The following is a 26998-nucleotide window of genomic DNA, read 5'->3' as shown; positions in this document are numbered from 1 at the left end:
ATGTCCACACATCCGAAGTTCCGTCCGCTGTCCGAGGAGGCCGGTCTCGACATCGTCGACCCCATCGAGACGCGGCACTTCTCGCTGCTGACGGACTCGCCGGTCGAGCCGACCGAGGTGGACCCGGAGCGGTTCGCTTTCCCGGTCGCCACGGCCTGTCGGATTCGGACGGGCGAAGTGACGCTCCCCCACATGATTCCGATGGACGTGCGGTCGCCCGAGGGAGACCACCGAACGTCCATCGACCCGCCGACCTCGCGGGAGTTCCCCGAGGGCGAGTACCTGCTGGAACTCCACTCGCCCATCAAGGTCTATCTCCAAGTCTCGGGCGCGCTCTCCATCGACGCGACCGAGGAGACCGTCAGAATCGAGTTCGGCGGGGAAACCGCAGTCGAGGTCGGCGCGCGGTCGTATCACAGTTCTCCGGCGGCGACGATTACGGTGCCCGACGACCCCGCGGCGCTGATGAAAGCGGTGTCGGCGTTCTCCTCGGCGCTCAAGACCACCTCGCCCGAGCGGTCGTGGCCCACGCTCCGAGGCCACCCGCCTCGAATCGAGCGCGGCGACGAGTTGGACATTCCCGACGGTCTCGACGCGCCGGAGACGGGCATCCGAATCGCGGTCCCGCCGGAGTACGGCTACGTCTACGCCGTCGCGCCGCTGGCCTACTATCTGGGTGCCGAGATTGTCCCGAGCGGGACGGCCAACCTGACCGCCGAGTCGGGCGTCTCGGAGTACCTCGGGAGCGACGTGGGCGAGGTCGGCGAGTCGGTCGAGGACATCCTCAAGCGCGTGTTCCTGCTGGACTGCGTGACCAGAACCGAGGGACTCTACCCCGACGAACTCCACGAGCGCGACGTGCTGGAGGCCCGCACGGACCTCGACTTCGAGGACCTGTACGAGTCGTCCATCGCCGACCGACTCGCGGACTACCTCGCGGTGGACGACGAGGCCGTCGCGGCCATCGAGTCGCCGTGGCACCGAGTCACCCACGTCGAGGCCGAACCCGGCCCCGACGCGGCCGAACTCATGCCCTACGTCGTCAACGACCTCTCGCTGGTCAAGGTCAAGACCGCGAGCGACGAGGCGTGGTCGCCGACCGAGGCCCAGCGCCAGACCAGCGAGGCGCTTGCGGAGTTCGTCCGGTCGCCGACCTCGACGGCGCGGGCCGGTGGCGGGGGCAGGAACGAGTACGGCGGCGAGCGCGGGAGCAAGTCCGGCGGCGAACGCGGAAGCGAGTACGGCGGCGACGACGACTTCCTCCGGTCGGCGAGGACGACCCGCTCGATTCGACGGAGCGACGGCATCGAACGCCCCGACGACCAGCGCGACGAAGCAGACGCGGACTGGGAAGACGACGGGGACCCGGCCGAGAGTGCGGACCGAGAGGAGGCCGAGTCGGCGCGCGGCGTCCCCGGCGAAGGCGGCTACATGCCGTTGCCGGAGTCGGACGCGCTCGAACGAGCGTGGATCGGCGACCGCACGCCGATCGAGGGGACCAAACTCCTCAAGGAGGCCTTCGAACACGACGTCACGGCGTCCGAGAACGGCGCGGTCGAGATTACCGTGGTCTGCAACGACGAGGAGATGCGCGAGGAGTGGGACGCCGCGGCCGAAATCTACGCCGACCGCGAGGACCTGCGGGCCAACGTCACCTGCGAGTTCGACGTCTCGACCGACGAACTACGGGACCTCCTCGCGGCGGACAGCGACATGTTCCACTTCATCGGCCACATCGACGGCCACGGGTTCCAATGCGCGGACGGCATCGTGGACGCCGAGGAGATAGAGAAGACCGGCGCGGAGACAGTCCTCCTCAACGGCTGTCGCTCCCACGACCAGGGTATCGAACTGGTAAAGTCAGGGGCGAGGGCCGCGGTCGTGAGTCTAGCCGACCTCTGGAACGCTGGCGCGGTCGAAGTCGGCGAGACGCTAGCCCGGTTGTTCTTCCACGGGTTCACAATCGGTCACGCGATGACGATTGTACGAGAATACACGTCGCTCGGCCGGGAGTACGTTGTAGTCGGTGACCCCGGTGTGACGCTTGCACAGTGTGAGAATGGACTACCGTCTATGTACCACATACAACGAAATTCGGGCGACGAAGACTTGGATACGGAAGAACTTCTCGTCGAAGCGCACTCCTATCCAATTCGAGGCTATAATATCGGCTCTTCGTTACGAATGCATCTTGATAAAATTGATACCCGACATATTGCAGGAGGGGGTGGGATTAAATGCCGAACAAAAACGTATGAATTTCGGGAGGCGTTTAACTCGAACTCTGAACCGTTAGTTGTTGATGGAAAACTTTTGTGGACAGACGAGTTCTTTACTGTTTAAGGTCCAGCCTTCGCGCTTGACCCACCCGCAAATGCAACTCCTGTCTGGGATAGAACGAAGAGTAACATCCAAAGCGCGCCCATCATCTTCGGGTGTTCCGCGAGCCATTCCGTGACGTTTTCGCTGTGTGCCATCACATCAAACCATAACACATCAGTTATTATCTATTTTTCTAAATATTGCCTAGAGCAAAAAGGAGATAGAAACCCTAAGAATCGAGAAGACTGCCAATTTTATTAATAATCCGTAGAAACTTATTCTTGTCGGGAATAATATCGGGGGAGCGTCCGAGGAGACGCCGAGCGACGACGGCCGCCTCAACCCGTCACGTTTAGAAACGAAATACATGTTCTACACTATTAATTCTAGGTTTTAGATAATACTTTTCATATATTTAAGCAATGAAAAGACATTTCTCATCGTGAACTTTCGGTTCTCCAAACCCCTCACAGCCGAGAATAGCGACGAAACCCGAGTGACGGCCCATCATTCGTGTTAGTATTATATGAAAGTAATACCATGATAGGGAAAATTTATAAGCGAAAAGAAGGAAGTCCATACACGACCTCGCTATGACGACAGACCAGTCCGTCGTTCGGGGACCAGACGACGACGTACCGCCAGACGACTTCACCGCGTTCCTCAGCCTGCTGAACGAGCTGAAGGCGACCGGCTGTAACCTGCTGGTCGTCGGCGACGCGCCACGCGAGTTGTTCACGCGCGCGAGCGAGAACCTGCTCGGCGACGCCGAGTCGATTCGCCACCGGGTCGTCGCCGTCACCGACGCCACGCCCGAGAGCATCGCCGAGCGCCTTCCCAATCCCGAGGAGACGCCTCGGCCGCTGGGCGAGACGGCGCGCATCCTGAACCACGCGGGCGCGCCGCGGTCGGTCGCGTCCGCCGCGAACGCCGACGCGCCCGCCGAACTCGCCGGGATTCAGGAGACCCACGTCGCCGACCCCGAGCTACAGGGCCTCCAGTCCGAACTCGTGAATACCATCGACGACGTGGTGGCCGAGGCGAACGACCTCCGACCGGCCGACCTGCGCGTCGGCGTCGATTCGCTCGACCCGCTCGTGGACCACTACGGCGAGGACGCCGTCCGGCGGTGTCTCAGCATGGTCGGCGGGCACGTCCGCAAGCACAACGGGATGGCCCACTACGTCCTCACCGAGGAGTACGACAGCGAGCGCGTCCAGTCGCTCGTCTCGAACGTGGACGCCGTCATCGAACTTCGCGCGGTGGACCCCGTCGAACACGACCACGACGCCCAACAGCGCTGGCACGTTCCCCGGCGCGAACTCGTGACCGAGTGGACGCCGCTGTAGTCGGTCGAAGCAGAGCGAAAGTACCCGATTTCCGCGGTTCCCCGACCGCGGAATTGGTCTGTCGGTTTACTAATTTATTTTCGAGTCGAGATTTTGAAGTCTCACGCCCAGTATAGCAGAAGTGAACTACCCCACCCTACCGCTCGCCTGACGGCTCGCGCTTGAGGGTGGGGCTTCCTGCTTCAACGACGCGCTTTGCATCCACAACCGAGGACACAGGGAGCGCAGTCTCCACAGGCGTTGATTCGGAGCGTCCCGCTCCTAACTGCTTCTTGACGCCGCGAGAAAGGATGTTCCACGCCGCGTTCGCGTCTCTATCCGCCTCGAACCCACACGCCGGGCAGGAGTGTTCGCGCACCCACAACGGCTTATCCGTCGAAACACCACAGGACGCGCACTCTTTCGTCGTCCCGCGCGGATTCACAGCCACGAAGTGCGTCCCCTCACGCTCGCACTTGTATTCGAGCATCCGTAGGAACGTGCCCCACGCCGCGCCTGCCCGGTTCCGCGAGTTGCCCGGTAGCTCGACCAAGCCCTTCGCGTCCAAGTCCTCGACCGCCACGAGGTCGTACTCGCGGGCGTAGTAGTTTGACAACTTGTGAAGGAAGTCCCGACGCTTGTTCTTCAACTCGGCGTGGCGTTCGGCCACGACACGGCGCTGTTCCTCCCAATTCGCGGACCCGTGCTGTTTCCGCGAAAGGTCGCGTTGGGCGCGTTCCAAGCGTTCGCGTTCGTCTGAAAGGTCGAGTGATTCGACCGCCATGCCGTCGGTGTCGTGGGCGTATTTGAGAATCCCTACGTCGATACCGACGCACCGCTCGGGATTCTCCGGTTTCGCGGGCGGGTCGTCGGGGGTTTCGACGCCGAGGATGGCGTACCACTTGCCGGTCGGTTCGCGTTTGACCGTGACAGTCTTGATTTCGGCGTCGTCGGGCAACTCGCGGTGGAAGGTGAGCGGGATTTCTCCGAGTTTCGAGAGCCACAGTTTTGTCCGACCGCTCGTGTTCTTGAGCTTGAAGCCGGATTGGCTGTAGGTGAAACTGCGATACTCGCCCGGTGCTTTCCACTTGAGTTGGCCGACGCGGTGGCCGTTCTCTTTACGACCGCGAAGCGTCGAGAGGTTGTCGTATAGTCTTTGAACGACTTTCTGTAGCACCTTCGAGTGAACTTGTTTCAGGTCACTCCACCACTTCTTGAGGCTCGGCAGGCGTTTCTGTTCGCTGTAGGCCGAGGTGTCGTCGGTGCGGTTGAGTCGGTGGAGGAAGTGGTTGTAGACCTGTCTACAGGTATCGACAGTCCACGCTAACTGCTGTTCGAGAGCGTCGGACGGTCGGAGTCGATACCTGTAGTTGTAGTTCATCTACGAGCGCTCTTCGATGAGTTCGTCCAACTTGTCTTGAACGAATCGGGAGAGGTTCAGGTGATTCTCCTGAATCCACTCCTCTTGGTCGTCGCGGACGGTGATGTTCTTGCGCGTTGCCACATAAGTATGATACACACGATACTCCATAAAGATGCCGATAGAAATGGTGGGTCTGTGCGCCGAGCGTCGAACGTGTTTGAGAACCGTGCGGCGCTGTATCCCCACCCTACTCACTCGCTTCGCTCGTTCGTTGAGGAAGGGGCCTTAGCGCCTCAATTCAGGTAAACGGGACAGCAACGTCCTCGAAAGCCCTCGCGCGGTTCGCGGTCGCCCTTTCAGTCCGCCAAGGATGTCACTTGTAACACCGAGCGAAACCCGTAGTCGGGTGCGCGGCCCTCCTCGTACTTTCGGGGCACTCGTCCCTACTCGCCGTCGAGAACCTGAAACTCGGTCGCCAGATAGGGCGAGGTCCCGACCAGTAGGAACCGGTACCTCCCCGGTCGGAGGTCGGCGAGGGCGATACCGCCGCCGAGCGCGCCGGACCCCGTGACGAGCGAGGCGAGGTAGGTACGTCGGTTCATGCGACTTCCAACACCTGCGCCTCGCCCGCGAGTCGGTCGAACAGCGCGTCGCCCCACGCGACGGCCTCGCGGGTGTCGTTTTGGACGAACCCGTGGAGCGTCCCCTCGTCGTAAATCATCACGCCGACCGAGCGGTCGGACGCCCCGCCGCCGCTCTTTGACTCGACGACGGTGAGACTGAACGAGTGGGTGGCGTCCGTCTCGGCGACGGTGACGCCCTCGGTCGAAGCGGTGGCCACCATCGCCTCCTCGCGCCGGGAGAGCAACCACTCGATGACTCGCTCCGAGAGGACGAGTTCGGCGGTCATCCCACCCTCTACGATGCGCTCGTGGTACAGGTCCACGTAGGAGGGGATGACGGTGGTTCCGAACACCCGGGCGTGGTCGGCGTCCGCGACGAGGGCTTCGAGCGATTCGACCGGTTCGTGGGGCGAGCGCCGAGTCGGAAGCGAGACGTCGGCACCCTCGAACAGCGCGGCGTCGAGGGGCGCGTCGGCGGGGAGCGCCCCGAGGCGGTCGGCGACCGACGTGATTCCGTCGAGGCGGGCGACGTGGCGCTCGTGTTCGGCCAGCGCGAGTTCGCCCGCGAGCGTCGTCCGAAAGCCGTCGTCGTCGCGCGCGACGAACCCGGCGCGTTCGAGTTCGCGGAGCGCGCGGTCGATGGTCGAGCGGGACTCCTCGAGTTCGCGGACCAACTCGCACTTCTCGCACGGACTGCGGAGGCGTCGCAGAAAGTGACTCCGATTGCGGAGGCACTTTTGGAGGTCAGCGGGACCAGAGCGCATATCCCGACGTAGTCACCGTCTTCATAAGAAACCACACACTTTTTGTCTCATAAATAGAAGAAAGTTTTTTATATTTTTATTAATTTTGTGAGAGGGTTAGTCAGTAGGTGAGATAAAGACGGGTGGCTGAGAAGCGTATGGTGCTGGTTCCGTGGACCAGCCGCTGTGTGCCTCTGACACCGGCCATAACTCATTGTCGTTACCTGGGGAGACTCCCCTCCCCTTTGGCGGACTCGTCGCTCGTCCTGTCTCGGTCCAAAAGAATGGATTCGACCGAAGCGGTTACTTCAGACTGGTCGTGTCGTACATCTGGCGACTGGGTCCTGCCGCGCCGAAGGCGTCGATTTCGACGTTGTCGTACCAGAACCGCTCGTCGGTCTCGTGGTAGACGGGGAGGAACACCACGTCCTCCCAGTTGGCCTCCTCTATCGTGACGTACGACTCGTTGCGGGCCGCCTCGGCCTCGTCGGTCGGCGCGGGGTTGTCCCGAATCTGCTCGTAGGCGCTGGTCGCCTGCTGGGCCGCCTCGGTGCCCGACCAGTTGACGTAGGAGATGGGCGCGTCCTGCGAGGTGTCGGTCTGTGGCGGGTTGAGCAACTGGAGGAAGTTGTCCGGCGCGGGCCAGTCCATGATCCACCCCAGCGAGTACGCCTGCAAGTTACCCTCGCGGCCGCGCTGGAGCAGGGTCGAGAACGGCGCGGACTCGATTGTCATGTTGATGTGGGCGCTCGCCAACTGGTCGCGCAGGAGTTGGGCCGTCTGACTCCACGTGTCGGACCCCGAGTAGATGGTGAAGGTGAACTCGTACTGGTTGTCCGGCCCGTACCCGGCCTCTTCCATCACCTGTCGGGCCTGGTCGAGTTGGGTCTGGTTGTACCCGTAGGGGTAGTTCTGCTCGGCGTGCTGGGTGTAGGCGTCGGGGCCACCGGGGTAGATGTTCGGCGGCGTGAAGTGGTAGGCCGCCTGTCCGCGCCCCTTGAAGATTTGCTCGATGACCTGTTGCTGGTTCATCGCGTACGCGGCGGCCTGTCGCACGGGTTTCTCGACCCGCGCCGTGTTGAATCCGATGTAGAAGGCGTTGATGGTCGCCACCGCGAGGTAGTTCACCGTCTCGCCGTTCCGAACCGGTCCGTACGTCCCGATTTCGCGCCCTTGGTCGTCGGTCTCCTCGACGTTGACCTTGTTCGGGTCGTAGAACGGCGTCGGAATCGGGAAGTAGTCGGCGTTCTGATTCATCGCGTAGGTGTAGACGGCGTTGTCGTCCTCGATGATGCGCCAGTTGACCGCCTCGATTTGCGCGGCCTGACCGTGGTAGTCCGCGAACCGCGACACCTCCGCCTCGTCGTTGGGTTGCCACGTCTCGAACTGGAACGGTCCGGCCCCGATGGGGTTCGACGTGGCGAACTCCTGATACTCCATCTCGCCGTCGTAGCCCTCGATGTCGCCGAGGATACCCTCTGGGAGCGCCGCGAACGCGGTGTACGCCAGCATCGGAAGCGTGGCGTGGAAAGGCTCTTCGAGCGTCACCCGGAGCGTGTAGTCGTCTACCGCTTCGAGGGCGAGCGTTCCCGGCTGGTAGTTGCCCTCGTCGTCGGTCTCGTGCTGGACGCCGATGGAGTCGAGGATGAAGTACGCCCGCCGGGACTCCTCGGAGGCGGCCAACCGCTCCCACGAGTAGATGAAGTCCTGCGCGGTGACCTCGCCGTAGTCCCCGTGGAACTGCGCACCCTGCTTGAGGTTGAACGTGTAGGTCGTGAAGTCGTCGGACTGTTCGAACCCCTGCGCGAGCTGTGTCTCGACGTCTATCGCCCCGTCCGGATAGTTCATCAGCGCGTCGAACACCTGCTGAATGACTCGCCCCGAGGCGGTGTCGGTCGCCTTGACCGGGTCGAGCGTACTCATCGTCCCGGTGTTGATGAGGTTGAGCGTGCCATCGGCACCACCCCCATCCTGCTGAGTCGTGGTGGTCTCCTGACCTGCGGCAGTACCTGTGAGCGCGACGGCCGATGCGGTCCCGCCGGTCGCCTTGAGGAACGACCGTCGAGACATGTTGGATTTCTCGGACATGCAAATAGAGCGACAACGGAGAGCCATATGTAGTTAATTAATAATAATGCAGGAAGGAGGGTTTGGAAAAACCGAGCGAACACGCGTGAGTTTTGAGCCAATAGTCAAAATAGAAACTACTTCGGGAGATAACCGAACCCCGAAATCGGGTGAACGAACCCCGGCGAGCGAACCGGAAAGGAGGGCCTGAACCCGGCGTAAGCGACTCCTAACTCGACGCTCGGTCTCTTTGTCACCGATTTTCGATTCTGAACCTGCGAGACGGATAGCCTGAAAACTCCCCATACAGACGCTGAAATCCGTCAGCTCGCTCATAACAAATACGGAATCTGTCCGTATGAAGAAATAGCGACGCCGGGACGGGCGTTAAGCGAGACCCTCCGAGGGTTACTTCGACCCTATCGGGAACGACACGGTGAGCTTAGACGGAGTGTGGCCCCGGACGGCGTTGCAAAGGAGCACGAACCATGACGGACGACGACAACTTCGGACTTTCGCGGCGCAAAGTATTGGGAAGTATCGGCACCATCGGCATCGCGGCTGGCGGCATCGGTGCGAGTACGTGGGCAGGCTACACCGACGACGAAGTCAAACAACTCAGCACGCACGCGGGGTCGCTCGACCTTCGAATCGGCGACGAGCGGAGCGGTCCTTGGCGGAACGGACCGATCCGGGTCAAACTCGGCGAGATTTCGCCCGGCGACACCGTGAAGGACACAGAATACCTCAAGAACGTCGGCCAGACCGACGGCGCGTGTCTGGGCATGCGCATCTCGAACGTGAAGAGCCGAGAGGGCAAGACCCCCGACGCCGAGACCGACACGGACCACTCCAACGGCGGCGAACTCGACGACCAGATAAAGATCGGAGGGAAGGTCAAGGATGTCGAGACGGGCGAGGTCCTCGCGCACATTCCCCGCATCCCCTTCCGCCACGCGCGCCGCGGGATGGTCACCATCCTCGGTGACGACGGCGTCCTCCTCCAGAAGAACGGCGGGAACAAGCTGAAGCTGGAGGTCGGCTTCTACTTCCCGCACCGTGAGGACAACAACGAGGCGATGAAGGACAGTCTCACCTTCGACCTCGACCTGCGCCTCTACCAGAAGTGCGACATCGTGGACAGGGGCACCGGCTTCGTCAAAGTCTCGGAGAACTTCAACGAGAACGAGACCAAGTCCGGATACGCCCGCGCCCGGTACGGCGACGGCGGCGGCAGCACCCAGACGTGGGAGGTCGCGGTCGGCAACGACGACAACGTGGACGACCAGGGCCAGTACGACTGGACCTCGGGCGAGGAGGTCCCGTTCAAGTTCGAGTACTCGGGCTTCGACACCGACGAGGCCACCTTCACGCTCGACGGGACCTCGGTCTCGACCTCCTTCGACAACAACCTCAACGGTCGCATCGGAATCCAGGGCAAGGCCGACGAGGCCACCGTGCAGGTCCACGACGCCACGCTCCACCTGAAGGGCCCGAAGAAGATCGTCTCCAACATCGACCTGACCGCGAGCAACGACGACGCCAGCAACGGTGACACGGGCGGTCGCGCCCTGAACTACCTCGTGGCGAACACGAGCGCCAGCGACCTCGCAGACGGATTCACCATCGAAGGCATGGCCGAGGTCACGATTCAGGACGACTTCCCCGGCGGCGACGAGGACGTTGCGCTGGACGTGGTCCTCGAATGAGCTTCACGGCTTGATTCCACGGACCGACCCCTGCGGCCCGCGAGACTGACCTCGCGGCCCGAGACACCGACCCCGCGGCGCTTGTAACCCCTTTCCACTCGACCCACGCGGACCGCGGCGGTTCGACTCCGCCGGTGGGTCCTCACATCCGGCTCCCAACATGACACCAGAGATTCCCGACCGACCCACGACCCTGCGCGTACTCGCCACGCTGGTCGTCCTCGCGGCAGTCGTCCCGTTCGTCGTCTTCGCCGTGCCCTCGCTGGCCGGTGCCGACCAGAGCTACGTCGTCCTCTCCTCGAGCATGAGTCCAGAGTTGCGTGCGGGCGACGTGATTCTCGTGGCCGAGACGCCGACCGACTCGATTTCGACCGGCGACGTCATCACCTTCCGGAGTTCCCGCGCCCCGACCGCGAGCGGAGGTGACGCCGAGTACGTGACCCACCGCGTCGTGGAGGTGGTAGAGCGCGACGGCGGCACCTACTTCCGGACGAAAGGTGACGCCAACGACGCCCCGGACAGGCGACTCGTGCCCAGCGAGGCCGTGGCCGGGAAAGTCGTCTTCAGCCTCCCGCTGGCGGGCCACGTCGTCGTGTTCGCCCGGTCGCAACTCGGCTTCGCCGCGCTGGTGGTCGCACCGCTGGCGCTCCTCGTGCTGACCGAGGTTCGCTCGCTGGTCGGCGCGGCCCGAGGGAAACGAGACGCGAGCGAGGAGCCCAAACCATGACCGACGACGCGGCGCTGACGAAGGTCGTCGCGCTCGCCGCGGTCGCGGTTCTCCTCGGCGGGCTGCTTACCGGGTTCAGCTACGCCTCCTACAGCGACAGCGAGACCGGCGAGGTCGCTCTCGGGGCCGACGTTGCGACCGACACCCAGACCACAGTCGGGAACAGCCCGGAGACCTCGACCACGGCAGATGGCGGCTCGACGACCACGACCGCCGGGAACTCGCCCACGACCACCAGCGTCGGGAATACGCCGACCGAGACGACCACCGAAACCACGACCGCAGAGACGACCCAAACGACGACTACTGAAACGACCACCACCGAAACTACCACGACCACAGAGACGACCCAGACGACGAAGCAGACTACCCAGACTACGACGACCACCGAAGGCACTACCGCGACGACTACCGAGAAAACCACCGCGACGACTACCGAGACGACCACCGCCGAAACGACGACGAAGACGACTACCGAAACCACGACGAAGACGACCGCGACGACCACAGCGACCACCACGGAAAAAACCCAAACTACGACCGAAGACTCCTCGACCACCACCGAGGAGACCCCGACCACGACCGAAGACTCCTCGACCACCACAGAAAAAACCGCGACCACCACTGAGGACTCCGGCGACGACCCGGGCGCAGGCGATGGTCAGGACGACGACGAAAACGACGACGACGCAGGAAACCCCGGCGGTCAGTCACAGTCTGATTCCGCGCCCGAGACGACCACGACGACAGCGGTGACGACCGCGAACTCGACCACGACGACCCGCCAGACCACCGAGGCGGGACTCGAACCCGAGACGACCGAGGTCACGGTCGGCGAGGAGCAGGCGGAGGCGACGACCAGCGACCCGACATCTACGACCGAGGAGTCGGAAGCGACCACGACCGAGCGCGGCGACACGACCAGCGCGACCGACTCCGGCGAGGTCCCGGGCTTCGACTTCGCGGCCGGGGTTCTGGCGGCGCTGGCCGCGCTGGCGCTCCTCGTGCGGCGGGCCGAGTCGTGACGCCGGGCGCGTCGAGAGGCGGCGAGACCGCTGGTCACCGCAGAATCTGTTCCAGTCCAAGGCAGTCCGAAGATTAGAACCCCCGCCACGACCAATCCGGACTCATGCGAACCAGCCTCAACGTTCCCGAGGAGGTCCTCGCGGCGTTCGACGAGACGTGGCAGGCCGAGGGCCTCGACTCTCGCTCGCGGGCCATTCGAGAGGCCATGCGCGAGTACGTCGAATCGCACGCCGAACTCGAAGCGGCCGAGGGCACCGTGACGGCCGTGCTGGCCTACGACTACGAACACGACCCCGTCATCCACGACCTCCACGCGATTCAACACGAGTTCGGCGACGTGATTACCTCGACCAACCACGTCCACAAGGGCGAGTGGTGCATGGAGACCGCCTTCTGCGAGGGTCCGGCCGAGGAGGTCCGGAATCTGGTCTACCGACTGCGGGACTTCGACTCGGTGGCGCGAGTGAAAGTGATGGTGCTAGGAACCGACCGGGAGTAATTTCGCCGACGCTAACCAACTACACAACCATTTTCAAAACAGGTCTAAGTCTCAAACAGACAAAATTATTCCGCTACTCCTCGCGCTCGAACAGCACCACGAAGCACAGCACCGCGACCAGCAGGAGCGCGACGGCGAGTCTGGCCCGCCACGCCGCGACCGAGAACTCGACCGCGCCCATGACGAAGGCGGTCGCACCGGCCAGCGCGACGGCTCCGGCCCCGACCAGCAGGCTTCCGACCGCATGGGCGGCCTCGCCGGTCCGCGTCTCGGCCTCGCGGCCGACCTGCACGCCGAGGTCCACGGCGTTGCTCCCGAGGTCGTGGACCACGAGCGCCCCGGCGACCCCTGCCAGCGCGGCAAGCGCGGACCCGCCGCCCTCGGCGACGACCAGCGCGGCCGCGAAGAGCGCGCCGCCAGCGACCGCGAACCCGGTGGCCGACTCCGTGGCGACCCACGGCGCGACCAAGACGGCGAGACCTCGCCGGGCGGCCGCGACGGCGAACAGCGCGGTTGCGACCGCGCCAGCGAGCGCCGCCGTCAGGCCGACGTCGTGTATCGTCGCGGTCCACCCCGGCCCCGCGGCGGCGAGGAGCGCGTCCCCGGCGGGCGAGAGCGCCAGCAAGACGGCCACCCCGAGCGTCACGAACCCGCCCGCGGCGTGGGCCATCGCCCGCGGCGGGTCGCTCCCGGCCCAACTGACGAACAGCGCCTGCACGCCCCGCGCCAGCAGGACGCCGAACAGACCGAGGATTGCGACCGAGAGCGGGAGGTGCAGAACGCCCGTCGTCAGCACCAGTTCTATCGCTCGCCCGAGGACCGACAGCAGGTCGAGGAAGGCCGCGAACCACCGCGGCCCCCACGAACTCAGCGCGAGGCCGGTCTGCAGGACGAACGCGACCCAGTAGGCCCGCGGGGCGTCCTCGGCCCGGAAGTCGAACCGCTCGACGGTCGCGGCCCGCACGTCCCGCTCGTCGGGGAGCCACCGGTCGAGTATCGGCACCACGAGGTGCAGCAGTTCGGCGAAGACGAAGAGTTGGACCTGTAGGACCACCAGCAGGGCGAGCGCGCTGGTCGAGGAGAACCCCGAGACGCCGACGCCGAGCAGTTGCCCGAACGCGCCGACCATCCCGAGGTGGAGGCCGACCGCGAGGACTGCCCCGAGCGTGAGGACGGTCGCCGACCGCCAGACCGACGAGACCGCCGGGCGCTCGACGGTCGCGTCGAAGGAGACGACGGCGTTGACCGCGGCGGCAACCACCGCGGTCCCGACGAGCAGCGCGACGGGGTCGCCTGCCAGCGCCACGCCAGCGAACGCCGCCGCGCCGGAGACGAGGGCGACGCTTCCGACCGCGCGCCGGGCGTTGGTCTCGAACTGAATCGCTCGGATGCCCAGCGCCGCGATTACCGCGCCCGCCAGTCCGCCGAGCGTGGGCCAGAGGCTCCCGCTGGCGACGCCGAGCGCGAGGCCCACCGCCGCGGTCACGAGGACCGCGACGGTCCCGCCGAAACTCGTCGCTCCTCGTTCCGGGGACGCCGAAATCGCTCGTCCGCTCATCCGGACCACCTCGCGGTCGCCTTCGAGACGGCGACGCGTATCGGGTCGTCGGGCGACCAGTCCGCGACGCGGATCTTCCCGCCGCGGACCTCGGCGAGTCGGCGACCGCGCTCGATTCGCTCGACCCCGCCGCCGGGCGTGCCGGTCCCGGTCACGTCGGGACTCACGACCGTCACGGCGTGGCCGTAGGCCCGGAACCGCTCGGCGACCTCCGCGGCGTAGTCGTCGGCCATCGGCGAGAGGAAGACCACCTGCGCGGCGTCGGGCATCCGCTTGCGGAGTGTCTCGAATCTGGACTCGTCGGCTCGGTTCCGGCGCTCGTCGCCGAAGATACCCGTCACCGATTCGTTCCCTGCCGAACTGGCTTCGAGTTCGGCCCGGATGCGAGCGACCTGCTCGTCGCCGCCCGCGGGGTCGAGGTAGCGCTCGGCCGGGCCGAAGACGGCGAGGCCGACCCTGTCGTTGCGCCGGACGAACGCCTCGACCAGTCGCTCGGCGGCGTACTCGCTCAACTCCACCGCGTCGGGTTCGCCCTCCCGGCGCGCGACCCGGCAGGGCGTCCGGGCGTCCACGACCACCATCACGGTCGCGGCCCGGGTCTCGCGGAACTCGACGGTGGTCAGCTCGTTGGTCTTGGCGTATCGCTTCCAGTCGATTCGGCTCATCGAGTCGGAGGAGTGGTACTCGCGGGTCGCGTAGAACTCCACGCCCTCGCCGCCCGAGTCGGTCGTGATGTGGCCGGGGTGCGAGGAGGTATCGGCCGGGAGGGGCACGTCGTCGGCTCTGGTCTGGCAGGTAATCCGGCCCTCGTCCTCGCGCTCGAACCGGCGCTCTGCGCTCCCGCTGACGTTCCGGGCGACCAGACTGGTCGGGCCGAACTCGTGGGTACCGCGGTGCGCCCGGACCGCGTAGGAGAAGGTGGCCTCCTCACCGGCCCGGAGACTGGTGCAGTGGCGCGGCGACCCCGACACGACGCCGAGTTTCTCGGGCACGCCGTCCACGATTCGCAGGTCCGCGATTGGCTCCTCGCCGTCGTTTCGGACGGTCAGCGTGACTTCCACGTCCCTGCTCGGCAGGGGCGAGCGCTCGTCGATGTCGCGCTCGACCGACACCGAGAACGCGGGCGGTCGGGTGCCGTACTGGTAGGCCGCGTAGGCGAACCCGACGACTCCGGCGAGGAACATCGTCGTGTTCTTCGTCAGGATGCCGCCCGCACCAGCCAGCAGGGCGACCGTCGTGCCGGGGTTCCATCGGGGGCCGTTCCGGTGGACCGGCGGTCCGACGACTGATTCCGCCGCGGCGGAATCGGTCGCCGAGTCGTCGCTCTGGCCGGAGTCGTCGCTCTGGCCGGAGTCGTCGCTCTGGCTGGCGTCGAGGACTTTTTCGACAGTACCGCGCTCGCCGTCGCTGTCTCGACTCCGGTAGCCTCGCTTGGCGCTCGTGACGCGGAAGGCCGCGAAGTAGACGACCCCGAGAACGCCCACCGTAAGCGCGGTGACGACGAATCTGGTGTCCATCATCGAGCCACCTCCTTATTTTTCTTACCTTCCAAATTATTGCTCTCGGAATTCTCTGTATTTGTCTCGCCGCGCTCTCGCGCTTCGATTTCGGCGAGCGCGCGGGTCGCCCACCGCTCGAATCGCTCGCCGCTGGCCCAGTCGCGGATGCGGGTCCGGAGCGGCGCGAGGTGGTGCCCGCCGACCAGCGCCGCCGCCCGCGGGTCGTCGGTCCACGACCCGTCGGCGATTCGCTCGGCCGCGGCCTCCTCGCTAACGTTTTCGTCGGCCGCGACGACCGAGACGGCGATTTCTCGGATTCGCTTTCGGGCCGTCCGCTCGCGCGCCCGGAGGTCGCTCGACTCGCCGGGATTCAACTCGAACACCGAGTCGATTTGACTGCCGGTGGTCCGGTACTCGTCGTAGTAGGCCTTCTCGGGCGCTCGTTCGGGCGTCCAGCGGTCCGGGCTCGCGTCTCGGTTCCTTTTTTCGTCCTCGAAGTCCGCCGCGTCGCTCGCGGTCTGGCGGAGCGCCTGCGCGCCCAGCAGGCCCGCGGCGACGCTGAAGAGGACGATTGCGAGGGGAGAGGCGACGACCCCCGAAATCGGCCGGAAGACCGCGGCCGGGAACAGCCGCGGCAGGACGGCCACGCCGACCGCGAGCGCCAGCGACGACCCGCCGATAACCGCGAGCGTCCGCGGCTGGAGAATCTTGGCGCTGGCGCGTCCGAGGAGTCGGAAGAGCGGTCGTATCATTTCTCGCCTCCCCGCTCGTCTCGCCAGTAGTCCCTGAGTCGAGAGAGCGCCGAGCGCGCCGAGTCGGTTCGGTCCTCGCGGGGGAGGCCGCCGTACCTGACCTCGCGGAAGGCGTCGGTGAGCTGCCGGACAGCCTCGTCGGGGTAGCCCCGCCGAGCCGCCGCGCGGGCGACTTCGCCGGGCGTCCGGGCCTCGCGGTTGCTGACCGGCACGCGATTGCGCATCGACTCCCACGCCTCCTCGACGGAGGGCGGGGCGGTCTCCTCGGGGTCTGCGCTCCCGGCGCTCGACCGGGTTCGCCCACTCTCGCGGTCGTCTCCGCCGCGACCGATGCGCGGGACGCTCACGTTGCCGAGACTGGAGAGGACACCTGCGCCCGCTCCGAGACCGGCGAGGGCGCGCGGAACCGCGGTGACGGTCACGGCGAGGCCCTTCGCACCGACGCGGAAGGCTCGGCCGGTTCCCCTTGCGAGACCGCCGAGGAGGGTCCCGGCGCTCCGGCCGACCTCGCCGGTCAGGGTCGCGGCGTCGTCGAGCAGTCGGGGGACCGACGCCGAGAGGCCGACCACGAGTCCCATCGTCCAGGTCGGAATCGCGCCGACGAGTTCGCCGACGGGTCGCCCGCCGACGACGAGGGTGAACGGGAGGGGTCCGGCGGCGGCCGCGCCAGCACCGGCGCTAATCGCCAGCGCGCCGGTCCAGAACCCGACGAGGGCGAGGACGCCGACGACGCCGAGCGCGGTGAGGACGACGCTGGCGAAGGCCTCTCGGAGACCGGCGCTCCCGCCGGAATCGCCGGAACCGGCCGCGGTCGTCGTTGTCGTCGTTGTCGTAGTCGTCGGGGAGCCATCCCCGGAACTCCCGCCGGAACCGGCCGCGGTCGTCGGCGTCGCGGGGGGCGTCGAGGTCTGGGGGTCTTGTTCGGGGGCGCTACCGGGGTCTTCGGGGCCGGTGTCGCCGCCCGGCGGGGCGTCCGGGCCGTCGTCGCCGATGCCGACGCCAGCGGGTTGGCTCCCGAAACCGCTGGCGGGCAGGAGGGTGGCGGCGAAGGCGACGGCGAAGACGCAGAGGGCGGCGAGGGCGGCGCGGCGACGTTCGTGTGCCACGACTGGGAGGATAACTTTCAGTCAAATATATCTTCCCTCTCCAGTATAGGTGTACGTACTCCGCCCTCCATGTCACCGACTCCCTCCTCGAACGACGCCCACTCCTCGAACGACGGCCGGTCAGACGGCGCGAGGCCGCGAGCGTCGCGCTCCGGGCGACCAGCGTCGGACTCGGACTCCGAGCTAACTCGACGCATCGTCGCGGTTCTCGTCCTCGTGCTGGCCGCCGACGCGGCGTTCGTCGCGGTTCTGGCGTACCTGTTCCGGCCGTGGCTGGTCGCGCTGGTCGGCGGCACAGTCGGCGGCGCGGCCGGAGATGCGACCGGTCTCGTCGGTAGCGCGGCCGGAGACGCCGGTCTCGTCGGTACCGCGGCGTGGGTCGCGCTCGTCGCGGTTGCCACCCTCGCGCTCGCGTGGGTTCAACTTGAATACACGCGCCGAGAGGCGCTCGGCACCGCGGACGCCCGGCGAGTTTCGTCCGACGAGTACCCGAATCTCCAGTCGCGCCTCCGGCGACTCGCCCAGACGGCCGAGATGACGCCGCCGGACCTCGCTGTCGCGGAGACCGAGACGGCCAACTGCTTCACGGTCGGCGACGTGCGCGGCGGGACCGTGGTGGTCTCGACCGGCCTGTTGGAGGCGCTTTCCGCGGACGAACTCGACGCCGTGCTGGCCCACGAACTCGCGCACCTCCGGAACAGAGACGCCGCGGTCATGACGCTTGCGACCTTCCTCCCGGCGCTGGCGAACGACGACTACTCGCTGTTTCGGAATCTCTCCGGCTCTGCCCGGACACTCGCGCTCGGTCTCGCGGCGGTCGTAGGCTACGCCGCCAGCACCGCGCTGGTCGCCGCGCCGCCGTTCAGCGTCGCGTCCCTCCTCGCGTTCGGCGCGTTCGTCGCCTTCTCGGTCCTGTTCGGCGGGGTCGCGCTCGGCCTGCTGGCGCTCCCGGTCGCAATCCTGAGCGGCCACCTCTCGCGCTACCGGGAGTTCGCCGCCGACCGCGCCGGGGCCGTGCTGGCCGGGAACCCCGCCGCGCTGGCGAGCGCGCTGGAGAAACTGGATGCCGATGCCTCCTCGCGGCCGACCGCGGACGTTCGAGCGAGTGGGGTCCGAGAACTCTGCCTCCTCCCGCACGGCATCGTTCGCGGGGAGGAGGACGGTAGCGGAGGCGAGAAGGGCATCGGCGACGACCCGCTCGCGGGCCTGCCCCTCGACGTGGCGACTCATCCGGCGACCGAGGAGCGAATCTCGCGGTTACGGGCGTTGGCCTCGGAGCGGGAAGAAATGTATTAAATCACGGTGCGTTCATTTTCCCTTTCCGCAGTTGACTAATCTACTTCTAGGTCCTCCGGTGAACACCTTTGGTTCCGCAAAAATCATCTTCCCACCTATTTTCTCGATATTTTCTAAAGTCGCCTGCTTTTCTTCGGAAGCCAGCAACTCATTTTTGGCATCGAATTCCAAGTTGAGGTCATGCGCAAGTTCGTATTTCTTGATAATATTTCGATGATGAATATATGGAACTAGTTATTTTTGTTTAAAGAAATAGTTAGAATTAAATAGTATAAGGATAAAGTAAATTTTGCATGAGAGATAATCTCTCAAATCGATTCAACCGAAGAAATGTCCTCCAAATGAGTGCCCTCGGGCTCGCATCCTTCTCGGGAGTCAGCGCTACTACCGCCGCTGCAAACCATCAGCCTAGTCAAGCCGAAGACCACTGGGTTTCTGAAGCAAAACAAAACGTCCCCGAATTTGCCGCCAAGGGCCAAATTGGAGCCGCAAAAGGCGGATTCAACACCCCGGTAACTGAGGCCACTATCGACAAATTATACTCCAAAGTCATCGGCGACAACGTTTCCTCGGACAGGCTCGCCTTACCCAAGCCCACTCGTGACGAAGACGTGCACGGAACGCCGAACTCGGTGTTCGGCGTGGTCGTCTCAGTCACCGGCGACGCGGTAGATATATCGGTTCAAAGAGAACCGGCCGGGCTTGAATCACCGTCGCCTGAACTGCGAAAGCAGGCAGAAGCACGAGCTCACCAAAAGGTCGATCACAAGGTCAAAGAAGCAAAAGACAACGCCGCTACCGGTAACGGGGGTGGGAACTAATGCCAGATGAAGTCCGATTCGAGGACAACCAATCGGTATACCATGATAACGGGGATTGCAGCGAAAAGGTTGGTGAGTACCGATTAGCCACCAAGCTCAAGCGGTCGGACTATATCGAAGAAGATAGTGGCGACCCGAAGTCTGAGTGGGCGATGAAGCAGAAAGGGTTCATGTGGCCCCTCACAGACAATCACGACGAATTTGACTTCTACGAAAGCTACTTTGGGGACCAGTGGCGATGCTGGCACAACTCCGAGGCTGAATTAACCCAGAACTGGGACCGAAGTGAGCTTAATGACCTCGGTATCTGGAACTACGAGCCCTCATACTCTGACGAAACCCAGACGAGCGTGAATACCTCATACGGTGTGTCCGCGCCAAAATCCGTGGGTGTCAGCGTATCAGTCGACCATCCCAATCTAGTCATTCAGTCAGACCTGGAGAATAATAAGTTGACAGCGACGTATGACTTCCGTGATTACTGGGAGCTCCGATTGGACGCTTCAGATGAGGACGTCCAGTTAGGGACGGTGACAGCATTTACGTCGGCGCGACCAGATTCGAATGACAAGGTCGCACCGACGTATATGTACGGGAGTTTCGATGGGCCTGAATGGGATTGTTACAACCGCGATGGCTGTCCGACGGAGCAAGATGGCAACCTGACGCAATCACCGGGCTCAAGTCTATTCAACTTCTTCTACGAATACGACATCGACGACCTCTGAGACGACAATCGGCGAGTAAGTCGAGGCGGACTACACTATATTTTCGATGCGGACGGGATTACGGAGGTTCCAGGTAGTCGGTGTTGTTATGGGGAGCCACAGGGGTTGGTGAGGCGTGCTGGGCTGATGCTGATGGGTTCATTTCTAGTGGTGCCGTGGCTGCCGATTTTGACAATAGCCCCGATGCAGCCTGGGTCGTCGCTCTCATCTTGGTAGTATGTTTGATAGTCTGTGTTGCTGAATTTATATGTCCATTTGGCAGACTCGCGTTTGTTTGCGGAATTATAGTGGGTGGCTGTGATTTGGTATAGTCCCTGTGCCTTATTCCAGGCGGGCGGGATGAGCTCCCACCAGCCATCGTCTTTGGAACCGGCTGCAGTGAGTTCGAGTTGTTGATCGAATACGGTTTCATCACCTCGTTGTACGAGCAGTCGGATTCGGTTGGGGCTTTGAGAAAAGTTGATGACTTCGATTCGTCCTAAGACAGTTCCTTGGGTGGATTGGGGTTGGAGGGCTGCGCAGCCAGCGAGTGAGGTCGCGCCTGCCACGGAGAGGCTGGTGAGAAGGGTTCGGCGATTCATCGTATTGTCTTCTTCTCTAGTATACGGATAAAATCGGTGGTCCGGTACTGTCTCATGGGTTCGCTGCTGTTTCATCCTTCTTTGAGTGAAATAGGGACCTTCGTTTCTTGGCGCGGTCTCTACCGCGCCGAACCGCGCGAGGGATGAGTAGTGTGGCTCGAAAATCTTTGATTTTCGCCATCTAAGAAATATATCATTTCTGGAGACAACGAAGTGAGCAACGCAGTCGGTTGGGGAGAGTGTGGCCCGCGGGTGCGGTGCTGTGGCGGTGCGGTGACGCTTTGGAGTCGGAAATAGCTAGCTTTTCTGGCCGGACCTTGATTCGAAGTTATGGCCTTCGTCAAACTCTGATTCACTCTTTGTTCCGTCATCGCCGTGACAGGCCGTCTCCGTGGGCACCAACCTGACTCGTTGTTACACTTGCACCTTCGGAGGGCCACTTAAAGAGCGCCGACGGTGGTTCCTATTCGGTGAGACGAGGACCGAACGTGTTCGGAGTGAAACGTGTTTACGCCACTCTGTCGCCGTAGTCGAAGCGCCGTACGACGCTGGAGTCGAACGAGTTATGTGTCGCCTGTCGGAATGTCCGGTAGATGGTTCGAGACCCGGCGGGAGTCGAGGACGACCCCGACCTGCAGGTGCTTCTCGACGCGCTGGACGACCCGGACTGCCGGGCCATCGTCACCCACTTAGACGAACCCATGACCGCGAGCGAAATCTCGGACGCGACCGACATCCCGCTCTCGACGGTCTACCGGAAACTCGACGCGCTGACCGACGCCTCGCTCCTCTCGGAACTCACCGAGGTCCGGAGCGACGGCCACCACACCACGCGCTACAATCTGGACTTCGACGAGGTATCGCTCACCCTGACCGAGGAGAACGAGTTCGACGTGACCGTCTCGCGCCCCGCCCGCACGGCCGAGGAGCGCCTCGCGGACATGTGGTCGGAAGTGCGAAAGGAAACGTAATCATGCCCGGAGAACTCACACGCATCACGACGCTCGTGGTCGCGCTGAAGACGCTCACGCTCGTCCTCGGCGGACTCATCACCTTCTTCGCGTACAAGGCCTACCGCCGGACCGAGTCGCCCGCGCTGGCCTCGCTGGCGCTCGGGTTCGGCGTCGTCACCCTCGGCGCGTTTCTGGCCGGGCTCGCGGACCAGATTCTCGCGCTCGGCGATACCATCGTCCTCGTCACCGAGAGCGCGCTGACCGTGGTCGGATTCGGCGTCATCACGTACTCGCTGTACGTCGAGTGAGGCTAGCGGTTTTAGAGGAACCGACGTGATTTCGTTAGGACTCCCGGATAACTATGTATCGCTCTTAGACTGTTTTGTAATTTTTCCACTCGCCCTGTATTTTCTTTCAGTCATTCTGTCTTGCCACGGGCTCGCCAGCAGAGGAGACGGAGATGAACGCTTCTCGAAGCCCCAGCCCGCTCGCGGTCACGCGAGCGGGCGGCCCTTCATCCATCCCGAAGTTTGACCCACCGGGCGTATTCCGGTGGATCGACCTGCCGAGCGCGTGCCGTCAGTCGGTCGGCCCGCCGTCGCGGATTTAAATACTAGTCCGCGTTCTTCTTGGGTAGAGTGTCAATAGCCCGGAATCAGGAATCGCGGTAGACGTTTGTTTCCGGCAAAATTTCTCGGCGTTCCCTTCGGAAACGACTGCCGAGGGCCACGCAGGGTTTATCTACCACACCCCCTTACTAACAGACTCATGAGTGGGCCCATCCGCCAGCGAGAGCAAGTGCAGGAGACCGAAACCGAGGAGCAATCCGAAGATACCGAAACCTGTCCGGAGTGCGAAGCCGGGACGCTGGTCGCGGACGCTGGCGGAAGCGAACTCGTCTGTGAGGACTGCGGTCTCGTCGTCGAGGAGCGAAACGTGGACCGGGGCCCGGAGTGGCGCGCGTTCAACCATCAGGAGCGCCAATCGAAGAGCCGCGTGGGGGCACCGACGACGAACACGATGCACGACAAGGGGCTGACGACCACCATCGACTGGAAGAACAAGGACGCCTACGGCCGGTCGCTCTCGTCGGAGAAGCGGAGCCAGATGCACCGCCTGCGCAAGTGGCAGGAGCGCATCCGGACCAAGGACGCGGGCGAGCGCAACCTCCAGTTCGCGCTGAGCGAACTCAACCGGATGTCCTCGGCGCTGGGCGTCCCGCGGTCGGTACAGGAGGTCGCCTCCGTCATCTACCGGCGCGCGCTCAAGGAGGACCTGATTCGCGGGCGCTCAATCGAGGGGGTCGCCACGAGCGCGCTCTACGCCGCCTGCCGGAAGGAGGGCATCCCGCGAAGTTTGGAAGAAGTGTCCGAAGTCGCGCGGGTGGACCGCAAGGAAATCGGCCGGACCTATCGGTACGTCTCTCAGGAGTTGGAACTCGGGATGGAGCCTGTAGACCCCAAGAAGTACGTGCCGCGGTTCTGCTCGGAACTGGACCTCTCCGAGGAGGTCGAGAGCAAGGCCAACGAAATCATCGACGTGACCTCAGAGAAGGGCCTGCTGTCGGGCAAGTCGCCGACTGGATACGCGGCGGCCGCGATTTACGCCGCCTCGCTGCTCTGCAACGAGAAGAAGACCCAGCGCGAGGTCGCCGACGTGGCCCAAGTCACCGAAGTTACGATTCGAAATCGGTACCAAGAGCAGATCAAGGCCATCGGACTTTACAACTGAGAAGCACGTAGTAGAGACTGCATTCGAATCGGCCACCGGAGACGACAATGGAAATGGAAATCGACCAGCGATTCGAGAGCCGACTCGAGGAAGCGTTCGAGGGGAACGCCGGGACCAGACGGGTGGTGGCTCGGCAGGCGCGCGACCTCGCCGACTCGGGCCAGTTCGAGACCGACATGGACCGGAAACTGACGGTCGCAGTCGTCGTGGAGAACCTCAGAGACGCTCCCGAGAGCCTCGCGCTCCCCGAAAAGTGGAACTGGTGGATGGGTGCGTTAGAACTCGCCTATGGAGGGTACGACAGGTTTCGGGTCCTGTGATGGGCCGGACAGCCGGGGTAAGCGTAGCGCCGAGCGAGCGACTCAGGAGAGGCCGCCGGTCGCACCGAGATAGGCCACGTAGAACTGGACCGCGTTGAACCCGCCGTGAATCAGCGACGGGACGACCAGGTTCTCCGTCCGCTCGTACGCCAACCCCAGAATCGGCGAGAGAACCAGCAGGATGGCGAGGTACGCGAGTTTTCCCTGTCCCTGAAGCGAGAAGATGTGGACCACCGCGAAGATGAAACTCGCCGCGCCGATGGCGACCCACGGGCCGAACGCCTCCCGAAGCCGACCTTGCACGACGCCCCGGTAGAGCAACTCCTCGCCCGGCCCGATGAACAGGAAGGAGAGCGGAACCAGCAGGAGGAAGACGGTCGGGTCCTGCTCGCCGAACTGCTCGACCGTGTTCGACGCCGACTGGACGCCGAACGCCGAGAACAGCGCCGAGAGCGCGATGAGTCCCGCGAACAGCGCGACCAGTCCACCGACCGACCAGCCCACGTCCCGAAGCGTCGGGAACCGGGCGCGAATGAATCCCAGTCCTCGGTCGGTGTAGGTCAGGTAGCCGAGCGCGAATGCGCCGAACGCGACTCCCTGCCCCATCACGACCGAAATCGCAAGCAGGAGCGTCGGCTGGTCCATCAGCGGAATCCCCGCCTGTATCAGTACGAGCGCGGTCAGGCCGACGACCACGATTGCGAATCCGTAGCCGCCGAGGCCGAGCAGGGCCGCCGCGAGGAGGCTCCGGCCCGGCGAAGCGGAGGGCGTGACGCCCTCGACGTTGACTTGTTCCATCGGTCCCTTCGGACTACGATCCGGAGTCACTTGAATTTCGCTCGGACTGCCTCGGCGGGCGTGGTCGCCCCTCGGGTGTAGCGAATCGCCGCCTCGTCGCCGTCAGCCACGTCGAAGACGTGAAAGAGGACGACAAGCCGACCTCCGTCGAGGGTCGCGCGGAGCATCGGGCCGCGGCTCGTGGCGACGACGTAGGGCGGGGCCGCGACGGGCGTCGCCGACAGCGAGCCTCCGGCGGCCCGGACCGCGCCAGCGAGCACGTCGGGCAACTGCGACCAGACCTCCTCGGCTTCGAGTTGCGCGCGGAGGGAGTCGGCAACTGCATCTCGGCCCGTGGCGGCCTCTCCGTCCCACTCCTCGGCCACGCTGTCGGCGCATTCGAGGACGGCCTCGACGGTTTCTGCGTTGGATTCGAGGACGTGGTTGCGGGCGCTGGCGGCGGGATTTCGGTCGCTGGCGGCGGGATTTCGGTCGCTGTCGGCGTGATTTCGGACGCTTTCGGCGGGGTCGCGGTCCCTATCGGTGGAGTCGCGGGCGCTGTCGGTCACGGATACACCCCTCATTCGAGGGGCGAAACATAAACCTCGGGGGAAAAGCCTACAAGTGAGGGGCCGAACGGATGAGATAGAGATGGAACAAATGATTCCGCTATTCGGGCCGATTCCCGGCGGGATGGAGATGATGGTCATCCTCCTCATCGCCGTCCTGCTGTTCGGCGCGAACAAGATTCCGAAACTCGCCCGCTCGACCGGCGAGGCGATGGGCGAGTTCAAGAAGGGTCGACAAGAAATCGAAGAAGAACTGCAGGAAGCGCAGGACGAGGTCACTTCGACCGACACCGACACCGTCAGCGAGACGGACACCAACACGGATACTTCGGAAGCGTAACGACGGCGACTGACTTTTCTCGGCGCTCGTAACCAGATTCCCTTACGTAGCCGCCGGCATCGACCCCGAGGTTAAGAGGCTTCGGTACCCAGTTACTGGTACATGAGTAGCGAAGAACTTCAGGAAACAAACACCGAGGAGCGCTTCGAGTTCAAAAAGGAAGAGAGCGCGGCGCTCAGGTCCGACAAGGGGCTGACCGAGGAAATCGTCCGCCTCATCAGCGAGGACAAGGACGAACCCGACTGGATGCTGGAGCGGCGGCTCCGCGCGCTGGAGCACTGGCAGAACATGCCGATGCCGACCGACTGGCCCGGCCAGCCGGACCTCTCGGAACTCGACGTCGAGGAGATCGTCCCGTACATTCGGCCCGACGTAGACAAGCGCGAGGGGGCCGACAGCTGGGACGACCTGCCGGAGGACATCCAAGACACCTTCGAGAAGCTCGGCATTCCGGAAGCCGAGCGCAAGGCGCTGTCGGGCGTCGGCGCGCAGTACGAGTCCGAGGTCGTCTACCAGAACATGCAGGAGCAGTGGGAGGAGAAAGGCGTCGTCTTCATGAACATGGACGAGGCCGTCCAGGAGCATCCCGACCTCGTGAAGGAGTACTTCATGACCTCCTGCGTCCCGCCGTCGGACAACAAGTTCGCGGCGCTCCACGGCGCGGTCTGGTCGGGCGGGAGCTTCGTCTACGTGCCCGAGGACGTCACCGTCGAGATGCCGGTACAGGCGTACTTCCGGATGAACTCCGAGGGGATGGGCCAGTTCGAGCATACGCTCATCATCGCCGAGCCCGGCAGCGAGGTTCACTACATCGAGGGCTGTTCCGCGCCCAAATACGGCACGCACAACCTCCACTCGGGCGGCGTCGAGGTCTTCGTCAAAGAGGACGCTCACGTCCAGTACTCGACCGTGCAGAACTGGTCGAAGAACACCTTCAACCTCAACACCAAGCGCGCCCTCGTAGACGCCGGTGGCCGGATGGAGTGGGTTTCGGGGTCGATGGGGTCGAAGGCGACGATGCTCTACCCCTGTTCCGTCCTGAAGGGTCGCGGGGCCTCGGCCAACCACATCTCCATCGCCTTCGCGGGCGAAGGACAGGACATCGACACGGGCGCGAAGGTCTACCACAACGCGCCGGAGACCAACTCGACCATCGAGTCCAAGTCCATCTCGAAGGACGGCGGTCGGACCAACTACCGCGGACTGGTCCAGATTTCGGAGGGCGCGACCGACTCCTCGACCAGCGTGGAGTGCGACGCGCTGATGTTCGACAACGAGTCCACCTCCGACACGATGCCCTACATGGAGATCGACGAGTCGAAAGTGGACGTGGCCCACGAGGCGACCGTCGGCAAAATCGGCGACGAGGACGTGTTCTACCTCCAGAGCCGGGGCTTGGACGACGACGACGCCAAGCAGATGATCGTCTCCGGGTTCATCGAACCGCTCACCGAGGAGTTGCCCATCGAGTACGCCGTCGAGTTGAACCGGCTCATCGAGTTGGAGATGGAAGGCAGTCTGGGATAAACGCCTCTCGGAGTTTTTTCGGCGTTCTTCGCT

Annotated in this window: 28 protein-coding genes; 15 read left to right on the top strand and 13 right to left on the bottom strand. The window is 64.0% G+C overall.

The window, feature by feature from the left end; translation table 11 throughout:
* On the top strand, positions 1–2343 hold the full coding sequence (locus tag EPL01_RS10675) for a CHAT domain-containing protein (RefSeq protein ID WP_135825247.1): 2343 nt from the start codon (positions 1–3) through the stop codon (positions 2341–2343).
* Here EPL01_RS10675 and EPL01_RS22730 read toward each other — a convergent pair.
* Positions 2340–2477, bottom strand: a complete 138-nt coding sequence (locus EPL01_RS22730) for a DUF7503 family protein (protein WP_449272272.1) — start codon at positions 2475–2477, stop codon at positions 2340–2342. The two genes, EPL01_RS10675 and EPL01_RS22730, sit on opposite strands and share 4 nt — an antisense overlap.
* 438 nt (positions 2478–2915) lie before the next feature.
* Between EPL01_RS22730 and EPL01_RS10670 the strand changes: the two genes are divergently transcribed.
* A complete protein-coding gene (locus tag EPL01_RS10670) occupies positions 2916–3671 on the top strand; it encodes a DUF7504 family protein (RefSeq protein ID WP_135825246.1) in 756 nt (251 codons plus the stop codon).
* Positions 3672–3807: 136 nt separating this feature from the next.
* On the opposite strand, the gene EPL01_RS10665 is transcribed toward EPL01_RS10670, so the two are convergent.
* The 5 genes from EPL01_RS10665 to EPL01_RS10655 all read right to left on the bottom strand — a co-directional run bounded on the left by EPL01_RS10665 (position 3808) and on the right by EPL01_RS10655 (position 8467).
* Entirely contained in the window at positions 3808–5031 is a 1224-nt protein-coding gene (locus EPL01_RS10665) for an RNA-guided endonuclease InsQ/TnpB family protein (protein WP_135825245.1), read from the bottom strand.
* Positions 5032–5154 (bottom strand): hypothetical protein, encoded by a 123-nt coding sequence (locus tag EPL01_RS22480; protein WP_267195316.1) that lies wholly within the window; start codon positions 5152–5154, stop codon positions 5032–5034.
* A gap of 302 nt (positions 5155–5456) precedes the next feature.
* Complete coding sequence (locus tag EPL01_RS21600) at positions 5457–5615, bottom strand: hypothetical protein (protein WP_168215872.1); 159 nt, start codon at positions 5613–5615, stop codon at positions 5457–5459.
* Positions 5612–6400 (bottom strand): helix-turn-helix transcriptional regulator, encoded by a 789-nt coding sequence (locus EPL01_RS10660; RefSeq protein ID WP_135825244.1) that lies wholly within the window; start codon positions 6398–6400, stop codon positions 5612–5614. Before EPL01_RS10660 ends, EPL01_RS21600 begins: the two co-directional genes overlap by 4 nt.
* A 282-nt stretch (positions 6401–6682) precedes the next feature.
* Complete coding sequence (locus EPL01_RS10655; RefSeq protein ID WP_135825243.1) at positions 6683–8467, bottom strand: ABC transporter substrate-binding protein; 1785 nt, start codon at positions 8465–8467, stop codon at positions 6683–6685.
* Between the two features lie 467 nt (positions 8468–8934).
* On the opposite strand from EPL01_RS10655, the gene EPL01_RS10650 reads away from it, so the two are divergent.
* The 4 genes from EPL01_RS10650 (at position 8935) to EPL01_RS10635 (ending at position 12407) form a co-directional block, all read left to right on the top strand.
* Positions 8935–10155: a choice-of-anchor W domain-containing protein gene (locus tag EPL01_RS10650; protein ID WP_135825242.1), complete on the top strand. Its 1221-nt coding sequence runs from the start codon at positions 8935–8937 to the stop codon at positions 10153–10155.
* A 160-nt stretch (positions 10156–10315) separates the two neighbouring features.
* Positions 10316–10882 carry a signal peptidase I gene (locus tag EPL01_RS10645; protein ID WP_135825241.1) on the top strand — a complete coding sequence of 189 codons (567 nt, stop codon included), beginning with the start codon at positions 10316–10318 and terminating at the stop codon, positions 10880–10882.
* The gene (locus tag EPL01_RS21595; RefSeq protein ID WP_168215870.1) at positions 10879–11907 is read left to right on the top strand and encodes a hypothetical protein; all 1029 of its coding nucleotides are present in this window, start codon (positions 10879–10881) and stop codon (positions 11905–11907) included. The genes EPL01_RS10645 and EPL01_RS21595 overlap by 4 nt, the downstream gene beginning before the upstream one ends.
* Before the next feature lie 104 nt (positions 11908–12011).
* Positions 12012–12407, top strand: a complete 396-nt coding sequence (locus EPL01_RS10635; protein ID WP_135825240.1) for a CopG family ribbon-helix-helix protein — start codon at positions 12012–12014, stop codon at positions 12405–12407.
* Between the two features lie 73 nt (positions 12408–12480).
* Here EPL01_RS10635 and EPL01_RS10630 read toward each other — a convergent pair whose 3' ends face one another.
* Genes EPL01_RS10630 through EPL01_RS10615 form a run of 4 tightly spaced genes read right to left on the bottom strand, consistent with a single transcriptional unit; the run spans position 12481 to position 17322 of the window.
* Positions 12481–13965, bottom strand: a complete 1485-nt coding sequence (locus EPL01_RS10630; protein WP_135825239.1) for a DUF7519 family protein — start codon at positions 13963–13965, stop codon at positions 12481–12483.
* Positions 13962–15485, bottom strand: coding sequence for a DUF58 domain-containing protein (locus EPL01_RS10625; RefSeq protein ID WP_246045672.1), 1524 nt, complete (start codon positions 15483–15485; stop codon positions 13962–13964). Before EPL01_RS10625 ends, EPL01_RS10630 begins: the two co-directional genes overlap by 4 nt.
* Positions 15482–16216: a DUF7269 family protein gene (locus tag EPL01_RS10620; protein ID WP_135825238.1), complete on the bottom strand. Its 735-nt coding sequence runs from the start codon at positions 16214–16216 to the stop codon at positions 15482–15484. The genes EPL01_RS10625 and EPL01_RS10620 overlap by 4 nt, the downstream gene beginning before the upstream one ends.
* On the bottom strand, positions 16213–17322 hold the full coding sequence (locus EPL01_RS10615) for a DUF4129 domain-containing protein (RefSeq protein ID WP_135825237.1): 1110 nt from the start codon (positions 17320–17322) through the stop codon (positions 16213–16215). The genes EPL01_RS10620 and EPL01_RS10615 overlap by 4 nt, the downstream gene beginning before the upstream one ends.
* Positions 17323–17391: 69 nt before the next feature.
* On the opposite strand from EPL01_RS10615, the gene EPL01_RS10610 reads away from it, so the two are divergent.
* The gene (locus EPL01_RS10610; RefSeq protein WP_135825236.1) at positions 17392–18618 is read left to right on the top strand and encodes a M48 family metalloprotease; all 1227 of its coding nucleotides are present in this window, start codon (positions 17392–17394) and stop codon (positions 18616–18618) included.
* Between the two features lie 12 nt (positions 18619–18630).
* Here the strand turns inward: EPL01_RS10610 and EPL01_RS21590 are convergent, their stop codons facing one another.
* The gene (locus EPL01_RS21590) at positions 18631–18789 is read right to left on the bottom strand and encodes a hypothetical protein (RefSeq protein WP_168215869.1); all 159 of its coding nucleotides are present in this window, start codon (positions 18787–18789) and stop codon (positions 18631–18633) included.
* Between the two features lie 122 nt (positions 18790–18911).
* Here EPL01_RS21590 and EPL01_RS10605 point away from each other — a divergent pair, with 122 nt between their 5' ends.
* The 6 genes from EPL01_RS10605 to EPL01_RS10580 all read left to right on the top strand — a co-directional run bounded on the left by EPL01_RS10605 (position 18912) and on the right by EPL01_RS10580 (position 23752).
* On the top strand, positions 18912–19439 hold the full coding sequence (locus tag EPL01_RS10605) for a hypothetical protein (protein WP_168215868.1): 528 nt from the start codon (positions 18912–18914) through the stop codon (positions 19437–19439).
* Positions 19439–20167 carry a hypothetical protein gene (locus EPL01_RS10600; protein ID WP_135825234.1) on the top strand — a complete coding sequence of 243 codons (729 nt, stop codon included), beginning with the start codon at positions 19439–19441 and terminating at the stop codon, positions 20165–20167. The genes EPL01_RS10605 and EPL01_RS10600 overlap by 1 nt, the downstream gene beginning before the upstream one ends.
* Before the next feature lie 1174 nt (positions 20168–21341).
* Positions 21342–21719, top strand: coding sequence for a winged helix-turn-helix domain-containing protein (locus EPL01_RS10595; protein ID WP_135825233.1), 378 nt, complete (start codon positions 21342–21344; stop codon positions 21717–21719).
* Positions 21720–21721: 2 nt separating this feature from the next.
* Complete coding sequence (locus EPL01_RS10590) at positions 21722–22009, top strand: DUF7521 family protein (RefSeq protein ID WP_135825232.1); 288 nt, start codon at positions 21722–21724, stop codon at positions 22007–22009.
* Between the two features lie 460 nt (positions 22010–22469).
* Entirely contained in the window at positions 22470–23432 is a 963-nt protein-coding gene (locus EPL01_RS10585; protein ID WP_135825231.1) for a transcription initiation factor IIB, read from the top strand.
* A 47-nt stretch (positions 23433–23479) separates the two neighbouring features.
* A complete protein-coding gene (locus EPL01_RS10580; RefSeq protein WP_246045671.1) occupies positions 23480–23752 on the top strand; it encodes a WNWW family protein in 273 nt (90 codons plus the stop codon).
* 42 nt (positions 23753–23794) lie between these two features.
* Here EPL01_RS10580 and EPL01_RS10575 read toward each other — a convergent pair whose 3' ends face one another.
* Together EPL01_RS10575 and EPL01_RS10570 are read right to left on the bottom strand one after the other, a co-directional pair.
* The gene (locus tag EPL01_RS10575; RefSeq protein ID WP_135825230.1) at positions 23795–24550 is read right to left on the bottom strand and encodes a CPBP family intramembrane glutamic endopeptidase; all 756 of its coding nucleotides are present in this window, start codon (positions 24548–24550) and stop codon (positions 23795–23797) included.
* 26 nt (positions 24551–24576) lie between these two features.
* Positions 24577–25113: a DUF7988 family protein gene (locus tag EPL01_RS10570; RefSeq protein ID WP_168215867.1), complete on the bottom strand. Its 537-nt coding sequence runs from the start codon at positions 25111–25113 to the stop codon at positions 24577–24579.
* 67 nt (positions 25114–25180) lie between these two features.
* Here EPL01_RS10570 and EPL01_RS10565 point away from each other — a divergent pair, with 67 nt between their 5' ends.
* Positions 25181–25438: a Sec-independent protein translocase subunit TatA/TatB gene (locus EPL01_RS10565; RefSeq protein ID WP_135825228.1), complete on the top strand. Its 258-nt coding sequence runs from the start codon at positions 25181–25183 to the stop codon at positions 25436–25438.
* Positions 25439–25540: 102 nt separating this feature from the next.
* Entirely contained in the window at positions 25541–26965 is a 1425-nt protein-coding gene (gene sufB / locus EPL01_RS10560; RefSeq protein ID WP_135825227.1) for a Fe-S cluster assembly protein SufB, read from the top strand.
* Positions 26966–26998 lie beyond the last annotated feature (33 nt).

It is taken from the genome of Halorussus ruber (genome assembly GCF_004765785.1).
In the GTDB taxonomy this organism is placed as follows: domain Archaea; phylum Halobacteriota; class Halobacteria; order Halobacteriales; family Haladaptataceae; genus Halorussus; species Halorussus ruber.
This window is presented reverse-complemented; position numbering and strand designations above follow the sequence as displayed.